This window comes from Martelella sp. UBA3392 (assembly GCF_002358775.1).
In the GTDB taxonomy this organism is placed as follows: domain Bacteria; phylum Pseudomonadota; class Alphaproteobacteria; order Rhizobiales; family Rhizobiaceae; genus Martelella; species Martelella mediterranea.
The window spans coordinates 1-9,700 of sequence record NZ_DEPM01000154.1 but is presented as its reverse complement, the minus strand read 5'-3'; the positions used below and the strand labels follow the sequence as shown (position 1 = coordinate 9,700).

General features: G+C 57.5%; 10 protein-coding genes. 8 read left to right on the top strand and 2 right to left on the bottom strand.

The features are described from left to right. Positions 1-41 precede the first annotated feature (41 nt). Together B4E36_RS11610 and B4E36_RS11605 are read right to left on the bottom strand one after the other, a co-directional pair. Positions 42-2,195 (bottom strand): amylo-alpha-1,6-glucosidase, encoded by a 2,154-nt coding sequence (locus B4E36_RS11610; protein WP_292052177.1) that lies wholly within the window; start codon positions 2,193-2,195, stop codon positions 42-44. 87 nt (positions 2,196-2,282) lie between these two features. After that, on the bottom strand, positions 2,283-3,389 hold the full coding sequence (locus tag B4E36_RS11605; RefSeq protein WP_292052157.1) for a glycosyltransferase family 4 protein: 1,107 nt from the start codon (positions 3,387-3,389) through the stop codon (positions 2,283-2,285). Between the two features lie 469 nt (positions 3,390-3,858). Between B4E36_RS11605 and otsB the strand changes: the two genes are divergently transcribed. The 8 genes from otsB to B4E36_RS11565 all read left to right on the top strand — a co-directional run bounded on the left by otsB (position 3,859) and on the right by B4E36_RS11565 (position 9,441). Continuing rightward, positions 3,859-4,608, top strand: coding sequence for a trehalose-phosphatase (otsB, locus tag B4E36_RS11600; protein WP_292052155.1), 750 nt, complete (start codon positions 3,859-3,861; stop codon positions 4,606-4,608). Beyond that, positions 4,605-5,981: an alpha,alpha-trehalose-phosphate synthase (UDP-forming) gene (otsA, locus tag B4E36_RS11595; RefSeq protein ID WP_292052154.1), complete on the top strand. Its 1,377-nt coding sequence runs from the start codon at positions 4,605-4,607 to the stop codon at positions 5,979-5,981. The genes otsB and otsA overlap by 4 nt, the downstream gene beginning before the upstream one ends. A gap of 226 nt (positions 5,982-6,207) precedes the next feature. After that, positions 6,208-6,684, top strand: a complete 477-nt coding sequence (locus tag B4E36_RS11590; RefSeq protein ID WP_292052152.1) for an Hsp20 family protein — start codon at positions 6,208-6,210, stop codon at positions 6,682-6,684. A 96-nt stretch (positions 6,685-6,780) separates the two neighbouring features. Next, the gene (locus tag B4E36_RS11585) at positions 6,781-7,290 is read left to right on the top strand and encodes an Hsp20/alpha crystallin family protein (RefSeq protein WP_292052150.1); all 510 of its coding nucleotides are present in this window, start codon (positions 6,781-6,783) and stop codon (positions 7,288-7,290) included. 73 nt (positions 7,291-7,363) lie between these two features. Further along, positions 7,364-8,116, top strand: coding sequence for an NADH dehydrogenase ubiquinone Fe-S protein 4 (locus B4E36_RS11580; RefSeq protein ID WP_292052149.1), 753 nt, complete (start codon positions 7,364-7,366; stop codon positions 8,114-8,116). Between the two features lie 8 nt (positions 8,117-8,124). Then, positions 8,125-8,448, top strand: a complete 324-nt coding sequence (rpoZ, locus tag B4E36_RS11575; RefSeq protein WP_292052146.1) for a DNA-directed RNA polymerase subunit omega — start codon at positions 8,125-8,127, stop codon at positions 8,446-8,448. 32 nt (positions 8,449-8,480) lie between these two features. Continuing rightward, positions 8,481-8,846: an SPW repeat protein gene (locus B4E36_RS11570; protein ID WP_292052144.1), complete on the top strand. Its 366-nt coding sequence runs from the start codon at positions 8,481-8,483 to the stop codon at positions 8,844-8,846. Positions 8,847-9,141: 295 nt separating this feature from the next. Beyond that, complete coding sequence (locus tag B4E36_RS11565) at positions 9,142-9,441, top strand: DUF982 domain-containing protein (RefSeq protein ID WP_292052142.1); 300 nt, start codon at positions 9,142-9,144, stop codon at positions 9,439-9,441. Positions 9,442-9,700: the final 259 nt, after the last annotated feature.

Sequence of the window (9,700 nt, the reverse complement as noted above, 5' to 3'; positions counted from 1 at the left end):
GCGTTTTCGAGCCCAAGGCCGCGGCGGTTCTGCCAAAGCTCTCAGTTGGTCGTCAACACCTTGATCTCTCCCTTTCGTTCGAGAACGTCAACGACCACCTTCGATTGGTTACCGCGCAAAGCGATATCCACCGATGCCGAACCGAGCCGCAGGTTTCGAAGCACAACTTCATCGGTGAAAGATGGCAGTACAGGCTGGTTCAGCGTCAATTGGCAGGCGCGTGCATCGAAACCGAGACCGATTACTGTCGCCAGCAGGAAGAGCGGTGCTGCGGCAGCCCAAGCCTGCGGGATGCACGAGACGGGGTAGAACGTAGGCCCCTTCCCGCGCTGGCGAACGAAGCCGCAGTAGAGCTCGGGCAGTCGCCTGAGATCGATGTAGGTCGATGCGGCAAACAGTGCTTCGAAGATGCGTGCTGCCTCGGCCCGGTAGCCGTACCGCACGAAACCGGCAGCGATCAGCGCATTATCATGCGGCCAGACCGATCCGTTGTGATAGCTCATCGGATTGTAGCGTGCCTCGGAGGCGGCAATAGTGCGTACACCCCAGCCACAGAAAGATGACTGCGCCATCAGGGTCCGGACGACCTTCTCGGCGCGTTCCGGAAAAGCAATCCCCGTGAACAGCGCATGACCGGCATTCGACGAGCGGACGCGGCAAGGTTTCTTTTCGCCGTCGAGCGCCAGGATATAGGTTTGCAGCTCTTCGTCAAAGAACGCTTTGTCGAAGTTGATGCGCAATGTCTCGGCCATTCGGTCGAAACTCAAGGCGTCATCGTCCTTACCCAGCTGGCGGGCAATGATCGCGGCCGCCCGCCAGGCGCCATAGACATAGGCCTGCACCTCCACCAGGGCGATCGGCCCTGTCGCAAGCCTGCCGTCCTCGTGGAACACGGAGTCGTGACTGTCCTTCCAGCCCTGATTGGCCAGACCCTTCCCGGTGAGGGCGCCATATTCAACGAAGCCGTCACCGTCCCGGTCTCCAAACCGGGTAATCCAATCCAGCGCCGCGCGGATACTGGGCCACAGGCCACGCAAGGTTTCGAGGTCACCTGTCCTTTGCAGGTAGGCGCCCGCCAGCATGACGAAAAGCGGGGTCGAATCAATACTGCCGTAGTAGCGACGGAAGGGAACTTCACCAAGTTCCGCCATCTCGCCGAAGCGCGTCTCGTGGAGGATCTTGCCTGGTTCGGCGTCGGCTTCTGGATTGAAATCAACCGCCTGGTTGGCGGCGAGATGCTTTAGGACGCCTTGGGCGATTGCCGGGTCGAGCCAAAGTGTCTCGAGGGCGGTTATCAGCGCATCGCGACCAAAGACTGTGCTGAACCAAGGGATGCCGGCATAGGGGTACGGGCCTTCGGGCGTGTCGGTCATGAGCATATAGAGGTCCGCCACGCTGCGGCGGACGGCTTCATTGAAAATTTCGTTGGAGGTCACCACCGATGCGGCACGAGCCGACGAGCGTCGCAGAGCTCGACGCGCCCGACGCAGTGCGGAGAAAAATGTCTTTCGGGGTGGCGTTTTCTCTTCACTGCGCTCGTCACAGATAATCTCGATGAAGAGCGAGCGGGCTTCACGTGGCCCAAGGGTAATCTGATAACGGGCATGATCTCCCGCAATTGACGAGGGTTCGGGGCCGAAACGCAGAATCGTTGCACGTGTTCGCCCATCGAGACCGAGATAGGAAAGGCGGACGCGATCAGCCTCCACCTCAGGCTGGGCCGATTGCCCGCGCTTCGCGCGGGGCGTGCCCCGTATTTCGAACAGGTCGGCGAAATCGGCCGCAAATGCAATATCGAGACGGATCGTGCGTTCCCGGTCATCGAAATTGCGCAGCAGAAGCCGTTCGTAGCAGACTCCGTTTAGAAGAAACCGTGTCCGCCGTATGTGTAGCAAGTCGTGGCGAAGCGTGTCGCCATCAGGCTCGATGACAATGTCAGGATTGGTGAGATCGCAGTTCAGCGTGGCGTTGTCATCACGCAATGTCGAGGACAGCAGTAACGGATGGAGTCCGTTGATCGTCAGGCTGAGATAGGACAGGTGCCGCGTATCCCGATGGAACACACCCTCCGGGTTGCCTGGCCACGAAACTGCATCACCATTATTGTCAAACACCGCGAATGTGTCGCCGTGTTTCAGTGTTCGCGAACCGCGTTCATAGCGGATCGCGGCCTCGGGAACGCCGCTCGTCGGCATGGTGTCGGAGCCGGCGTAGGCCGGCTCCTTTCTGTCGGTCAATGTTAACGCGGAATCCACGGCTGAAAATCCTTTATCAGACGAGGGTCAGGCTGTGTCGCTGATGGCAAAGGCGGCAGCATTTCCATTGGCAGCATGAAGCGGCATTTGTCCGACGTTGTTGTATTTGTTGACGAGTGAGCGGTAGATGTCGACATAGTCATTGGCCATCCTCCTTGCAGTGAAACGCTTGTCGAACGTGTTGCGGACAGTTTTGCGGTCGAGCTGATCGAGTTTGCCGACGGCATCCACGGCTTCATCAATATCGTTGACGATAAAGCCGGATACATTGTCGTCGATGACTTCGGGTACCGAGCCGCATTCGAACGCAATGACAGGCGTACCGCAGGCCATGGCCTCGATCATGACGAGACCGAAAGGCTCGGGCCAGTCTATCGGGAACAGAAGTGCTTGCGCATTTCCGAGGAAGTCGGCTTTCTGCGTCTCATTGATCTCGCCGATATATTCGACATTCTTGTGCTTTTCGATCATGGGTGCGATTTGGTTTTGCCAGTAGGCCTCATCGGCCTTGTCGACTTTGGCGGCAATCTTCAGCTTCATGCCGGTGCGCACGGCGATCTCGATCGCCCGGTCCGGGCGTTTCTCTGGTGAAATGCGTCCCAGGAAAGCGAGGTAGTCGCCCTCCGGCTTTTGGGCGAACGGCAAGACGTCCGAGGTCAGCCCGTGATAGACGGTACCTGCCCAGTTGACCGGGGGCATGGGCCGGCGCTGATCGTTGGAAATCGAGACCAGCGGCACGTCCGGAAAAGAAGCGTAGAAAGGTTTGAGATCAGGCAAGTCCAGCCGTCCGTGCAGCGTGGTGACTGTCTTGCCAGCGAATGGGCTGATCAGCGGGAAATGCAGAAGATCGATATGAAAATGCAGGACGTCGAACTCGTCGGCGCGCTTGCGCACTTCTTCCAGCATCATGACGTGATAGGGGATAGGGTCTTGAACGGCGGGGTTAAGCCTTAGGGCCAAATTCGAACACCGCACGAGCTTGGCCGATGTAATGGAATCACCGCTGGCAAACAGCGTGACATCATGCCCCTGACGAACGAGTTCTTCTGTCAGATAGGAGACAATGCGCTCCGTTCCGCCATAGAGCTTTGGCGGAACTCGTTCGGCAAGGGGTGCGATTTGTGCGATTTTCATCAAAACCTCCTTTAAGAAGCGAAGTTCGGACATGAACATCAAAGACCGTTTTTGCGATCTTCGACCCGGGCACCTTTGAGGCCACCCCAAGCCATTTTCTTCAGGAGATTTTGCATGCTACCAGTAGGGCCGTTGCGCCCGCACTGTCGCACCGCCATTCAGAACATGCCAACAAGGCTCAGGCGGATACGTTCGCAAACGCTCCTTCCGATCAATGACAACAATGTTATGAGCACTTCGCAATTTGCGAAGCCGGTGAAGATTTAGGAAGCGGTGGGCTCGCTTCAAGAGAGGTGGAATAATTTTTTTGGCACTCTGGTAGGAGGAGTGCCAGAGGGATATTGAACGCGCCAAAACGCCGCTTACATCTTTCGCGCCACAGAAGAGGACGAGAAAGATGTGCGTGACACACATGACATGTCCTTCGGGTGATGTTTGCAACAAGCAGCCCGATCCACTTGAAGGGCTCATGACCTCGCCGGAGCGCTTCGCGCTGTTTCTGGATATCGACGGTACGCTTCTGGATATCGCGCCGACGCCGAGGGCAGTTGCTGTGCCCGACGATCTCGGCCGCGATCTGGCTGCGCTATCCCGATATCTGGGGGGATCACTTGCGCTGGTGACCGGACGTAGTATCGCGACGGTTGACGCGTTTTTTGCCCCCCAACGCTTTGCCGTTGCCGGCCTTCACGGAGCGGAGATGCGATTCGCGGATGGAACCCGATACGGGACCGCGTCATCAGAGCCCTTCAATGAGGCAAAAGCGCTGCTCAGGTTGCGGCGGCCAGAGCCGGAAAAGGTGATCTTTGAGGATAAGGGCGCCGCTGTGGCGCTCCACTATCGCCTGGCACCCGCAGCGCAACACGCAGTAGAAGCGTTGATGGAAGAGGCTCGGCGCGTGGCCGGTGATGACTGGTACGTCCAACGTGGCAAGATGGTGATCGAACTGCGGCCAGCAAAGGCAAATAAAGGCGATGCGCTCAAAAGTTTCATGGAGACCGCGGAGTTTTCGGGCCGACTGCCTATAGCAATTGGTGATGACCTTACGGACGAAGATATGTTCGTCGCAGCTAAACAAGAGGGCGGCGCGGCAATCCGGGTTGGCAGCGAACCAGGTATTACGTCGGCCGATACTGTATTGCACTCTCCCGCCGACTTGCGTTCTCGTCTGGGCTCTATTGCCTGCTCAAGGCTCTGCAGTCAGGGAACTTCGAGATGAGCCGGCTCATCGTTGTCTCAAACCGGGTCCCGCTACCGGACAAGAACGGCAATCCTCCGCCAGGTGGACTTGCGATAGCGCTCCATTCAGCGCTGCAGAAACATAATGGTCTCTGGATGGGATGGTCGGGCAAACAGAGCGCGGAGACTTATATACCCTCGCTTTCGAGCCAGCGGATCGGAAACATTGAGTACGCGCTCACGGATCTGACGAAGAAAGATATAGCCGAATACTACAATGGCTTTGCCAATCGGGTTTTGTGGCCGACCTTTCATTGTCGGTTGGACCTCAGTGAATACGCCCGTAGTGAGATGTCCGGATACTATCGGGTTAACCGGCTCTTCGCGGATCTGCTTATGCCGTTGATCGAACCGAACGATATCATCTGGGTTCACGACTATCACCTAATTCCGCTGGCGGAAGAATTGCGCATACGCGGTTGCGCCAACAGGATCGGCTTTTTTCTTCATATTCCCTGGCCTCCGGCGGACATCCTGTTTGCCATGCCCGTCTACGACGTGATCCTGCGGGGGCTCTCGTCTTATGATCTGGTAGGCTTTCACACCCGATACGATCTCGACAATTTCGCCGAATGCCTGCGGCGAGAGGGGGCTGGAGAGCTATTGGGCAACGATCTTTGCCGCGCATATGGCAGAGTGTTCCGCTGCGGTGCCTTTCCCATCAGCATTGATACAGCGGAATTCGAGCGCGTGGCAGGCGACGCGACGAACGACCCTCTGGTTGCGCGCACACAGGCAAGCCTTCGTGGCAGCGATCTCGTGATCGGCGTCGATCGGCTCGATTATTCCAAAGGAATTACTCAGCGTATCGACGCATTTCATCGTTTTCTGCAGATGAATACCATGCGCATGGGGCGGACAACCCTGTTGCAGGTCACGCCAACATCACGTTCGAACGTGCCCGAATATGCGGCCATGCAAAAAGCGGTCGCCGAATTGGCTGGCCGAGTGAACGGAGAACTCGGCACGGTCGATTGGTCACCGGTGCGCTATATAAACCAGTCTCTCGGTCGCCAATCCCTGGCCGGGCTCTATCGCATTGCGAAGGTCGGGTTGGTGACGCCGTTGCGTGACGGCATGAATCTGGTCGCAAAGGAATATGTTGCGGCGCAGAGACCGGAAGACCCGGGCGTTTTGATCCTTTCGCGCTTTGCCGGCGCCGCTCGTGAACTCGACAGCGCGCTGTTGGTCAATCCATATGATCTCGATTCCATGGCCTCGGCGCTCGAAGTTGCGCTCTCGATGCCACGCGACGCGCGCGTGGAACGCTGGCAGGCGATGATGGAAAAATTGCGAACCAACGACATCTTTCACTGGTGCCAGAGTTTTCTCGACACCCTGACGCGCGATTGACATGGTCGGGCTCCTTTCAAGAGACGATTGAATAGACGGACGCAGTATCTTTTCGCCACGGGCCAAAAATTTTTTTTATGCCGCTATCGAAAACCTCTTGAAGCCACAACGTACTGAATTAAATGATTATTGTTCGATCGCCCAATCGGGGATCGACAAGTCCAGGAGGCGCCCTGTGCTCTTGGCGTCTCCTTGTATCCATGTTGCTTGTAAGGAGGATATGGTTATGAGGACAAACCTCGATTTTTCTCCCCTTTTCCGGTCAAGCATCGGCTTCGACCGAATGTTGAACGCACTTGAAGCTGCAAGCCGTGTCGAATCGATCGACAACTGGCCGCCCTACGACATTATCAAGACCGGTGAGGACGACTACCGCATTGCCATGGCAGTGGCCGGCTTCACGCAGGACGAGCTGACGATTACCCAAGAGCAGAACATGCTCTTCGTCGCCGGGCAGAAGGCGAATGACGACGATCAGCAGTATCTGCATCGCGGGATCGCCGGCCGTTCATTCCAGCGCCGGTTCGAGCTTGCCGATCACGTCAAGGTCGTGGGCGCAGGGCTCGTCAATGGTCTGCTGACCGTCGATCTCAAGCGGGAAATCCCCGAAGAGATGAAACCTCGCCAGATCGCGATTTCGACCGACGTGGCACTGCCGAAGGTCGAGACGAAGCAGATCGAAGCGGACAAGCAGGCCGCCTGATTTTTCAAACGACGTTGTCTGCAATCAGGGCGCCGGGCCATTGCCCGGCGTCACGGGCGGACCTTGTCCAATCAACAGATGAGAAGGAGAAAAACCATGAGTGTTCGTGATCTGATCCCCTGGGGCCGCAATAATGGCAACCAGGTTCCGACTGTCCTGCGCGATGACGACCGCGATCCCTTCCTGTCGCTTCATCGCGAAGTGAACCGACTGTTCGATGATGTTTTCCGCGGCTTCGGCTCGGGCCTGACCACCTTCGGTGGCGGTTCTGCCTTCAGTACCGGCTGGCCGAGCGTTGAGATCTCCGACACCGATAAGGAGATCAAGGTGACGGCCGAAGTGCCAGGCCTTGACGAAAAGGACATCGAAGTCCTGCTCAACGACGGCGTGCTGACGCTGAAGGGCGAGAAGCGCTCCGAGAACGAGGACAAGGATCGTCAGTTCTCCGAGCGATACTATGGCCGCTTCGAGCGCCGCATCCCGCTCGGCGTTGAGATCGCGGAAGACAAGGTCGACGCGCATTTCAAGAATGGCGTGCTGACGGTGATCCTGCCCAAGACCGAGAAGGCGCAGTCGCAGGTCAAGCGCATCGCCATCAAGAGCTGATCGGTTCAACTAACCCTGGCGGCCGGCCTACTGGCGGCCGCCAGTATCCTTCGCCAACCGGGAGGGATGAAAAATGGAGACTGCAAGAGACACAAAACCGAAAATAGAAACCCCAACTGCCTCTGTCCGCGCCTTAAATGACAACCGGCGCAACTTTTCCTTCGGACGCTTGCCATTTCCGGATGACGCGGTTGCGCGCATCTTCAAGCCGTCGCGTTCTGTGACCACATCAGGGAATGCGCGAACAAAGGGCTGGCGGCTCGTTTTCGAGCGTCGCTCCGCGCCGTTTATCGAACCCTTGATGGGCTATACCGGCGGCAGTGACACACTTGCGCAGGTGGAACTCGAATTCCCCACACTGCAATCCGCCATCCGCTATGCCAAGCGAGAAGGGCTGACCTACGTCGTGCAACGGCCGGCAGACAAGGCTGTTGCATCGGCCAAGAAGAGGAGTGGTCGCCAATCAGTTAGGCCATCTCATGCCTTTGCTGATGCGACCTTGGAGCGGCTGGGTCTTGCTCGACTTCAGGAAAGGTACGGGCAGGCCATGGACGGCGCAGCAGACCGCGACGATGCGTCCGGCCCGGCCAGCTGGTTCGCCCCGATGGACGTCGTTCGCGATCCGGCGCTATCGCTCGACGCGAAGCGTTCGATCCTGATGAACTGGGCCTGGACGGAATATCTGGCGGATCAGGCGACCAACGAAGGCATGCCGGAGAACGACCGGCCGTCGCGCCTTTACGAGGTTGAGCAGGCGATGCTCGCGCTGGAGCGAGGCGTCGAAAGCGGGTCAGTTCATACCATGAACGATCGAAACGCCGCATGAGGTGAGCCATGGATCCATATGTCATCTTTGATTGTGAGAAGGCTCTTCCTAACCGGTTCATGCTGGTGCTTGCTGCAGCAGCGCGAACTCGTGCGCTTAACCGTGGCGCCGAACCGAGACTTGCTTTGCCACACCGGAATGCGAGCGATCTCGCATTGCAGGAGATCGCAGCAGGAGCATTCTCGGAGGACGAACTGGCGCAGTTCCTGCTCCCCCAAAGGGCCGAAGCGCGTTTCCTGCCGGCCCCGTCCACGACGTCCAAACTTTGCGGCGACGGCCGTTCGAAGGCTGCCGCCGCATCCGCCGCCTCGCCGACCGAGGCGGTCCATTGATGATGCAACCAACCGATGAGGAGAAATGAACGATGCTAAAGTCCCTGAATTCGAATTACCGGACGGTTTTTGATATCGTCAATATCGTTGCCGGTCTTGGCCTTCTGATCTCGCCCTGGCTGCTCGGCTTCACCGCAGAGACCTATGCCGCCTGGAACGCATGGGTGGTCGGCGCGGCCGTCGCCCTTGTCGCCGCCTCTGCACTCTACGCTTTCCATGAGGTGGAAGAGTGGCTCAACCTCGTACTTGGCATTTGGGCGCTGATTGCCCCCTGGGCGCTCGGCTTCTCAGCCGTGACTGCCGCCACGAGCGCACATCTGATAGCCGGGATTGTCGTCGTGATCGTGGCAGCCGGCAGTATATGGTCCGGCCATAATCGTCCGTGGTCGACGGCGTGAGTCTACTGAACGGGTCCGGACAGCCGGGCCCGTTCTCCCTATGCCTTGATGCGTCACAGCTGAAGAGAAGAAAGTCCCCCCCAATCAACGGTTGATGTTTTACATTGCTCTGACATTTCCGGCGATCCTGAACGCTCAGCTGCTCATAGTCACGTTGACAAGGTTCAATATATTAGAAAGGCCTTACCCGAAAACGGATCTCGGCATGCTGAAGATGACGTGAAATCTATTGAAATGGTTGGAGGTCAGATGGTGCGCTTGCATACCGCAAGCTTGGATTAAAAGGGAGACCGAAATGAAAACAGACTGCTTCAAAAAACCGGTTCGCATCTTTGTGGGGCTCGGCTACCCCACGGAAATAGGCTCGGTAATCGACGCTTACAGATATCTGCTGGAATGGCCTACCCAATCAAGAGATAAGGGCCATTCTGTCGCCCTGAATGCATGCCGTGCCGCACTGCGGGGCGAAGTGGACGCAGAGACCGCGCGTGGGCTTTTTATCGCGTTCGCAAGGAGGCATGACCTACTGGCGCCTGACACCGATATTGCCGGCACTTCACGAACAGAATGCGGTGAAAACCAACATGTAGGGTGAAGCGGGTGAGCGTTACACGTTGCGCAGTCAACGGCGGACAGATCGAAGCTGGGGTGCCTTGGTTTTTCGCTTCACGATATGCTCAAATGGAATATCGAAATGGCCGCTACGGGCTCGTGCAGTGTCCCGCGATTCAATGCTGAGCCCGCACTGGGTGAAAGCTGTCCACACGAATGCCGGGAACAGGCGATGATGAAGGACTTATCGTTGTCGCCTGCAGACAGCTGCCGCGGTCCTCCAAATTTTCGTCGAACGATTC

Excerpts from the sequence above, each read along its gene's own strand:
- B4E36_RS11565 (WP_292052142.1), top strand. The coding sequence starts at position 9,142 with ATGAAAACAGACTGCTTCAAAAAACCGGTTCGCATCTTTGTGGGGCTC.
- otsB (WP_292052155.1), top strand. The coding sequence starts at position 3,859 with ATGACCTCGCCGGAGCGCTTCGCGCTGTTTCTGGATATCGACGGTACG.
- rpoZ (WP_292052146.1), top strand. The coding sequence starts at position 8,125 with ATGGATCCATATGTCATCTTTGATTGTGAGAAGGCTCTTCCTAACCGG.
- B4E36_RS11590 (WP_292052152.1), top strand. The coding sequence starts at position 6,208 with ATGAGGACAAACCTCGATTTTTCTCCCCTTTTCCGGTCAAGCATCGGC.
- B4E36_RS11585 (WP_292052150.1), top strand. The coding sequence starts at position 6,781 with ATGAGTGTTCGTGATCTGATCCCCTGGGGCCGCAATAATGGCAACCAG.
- B4E36_RS11605 (WP_292052157.1), bottom strand. The coding sequence starts at position 3,389 with ATGAAAATCGCACAAATCGCACCCCTTGCCGAACGAGTTCCGCCAAAG.
- B4E36_RS11610 (WP_292052177.1), bottom strand. The coding sequence starts at position 2,195 with ATGCCGACGAGCGGCGTTCCCGAGGCCGCGATCCGCTATGAACGCGGT.
- otsA (WP_292052154.1), top strand. The coding sequence starts at position 4,605 with ATGAGCCGGCTCATCGTTGTCTCAAACCGGGTCCCGCTACCGGACAAG.
- B4E36_RS11580 (WP_292052149.1), top strand. The coding sequence starts at position 7,364 with ATGGAGACTGCAAGAGACACAAAACCGAAAATAGAAACCCCAACTGCC.
- B4E36_RS11570 (WP_292052144.1), top strand. The coding sequence starts at position 8,481 with ATGCTAAAGTCCCTGAATTCGAATTACCGGACGGTTTTTGATATCGTC.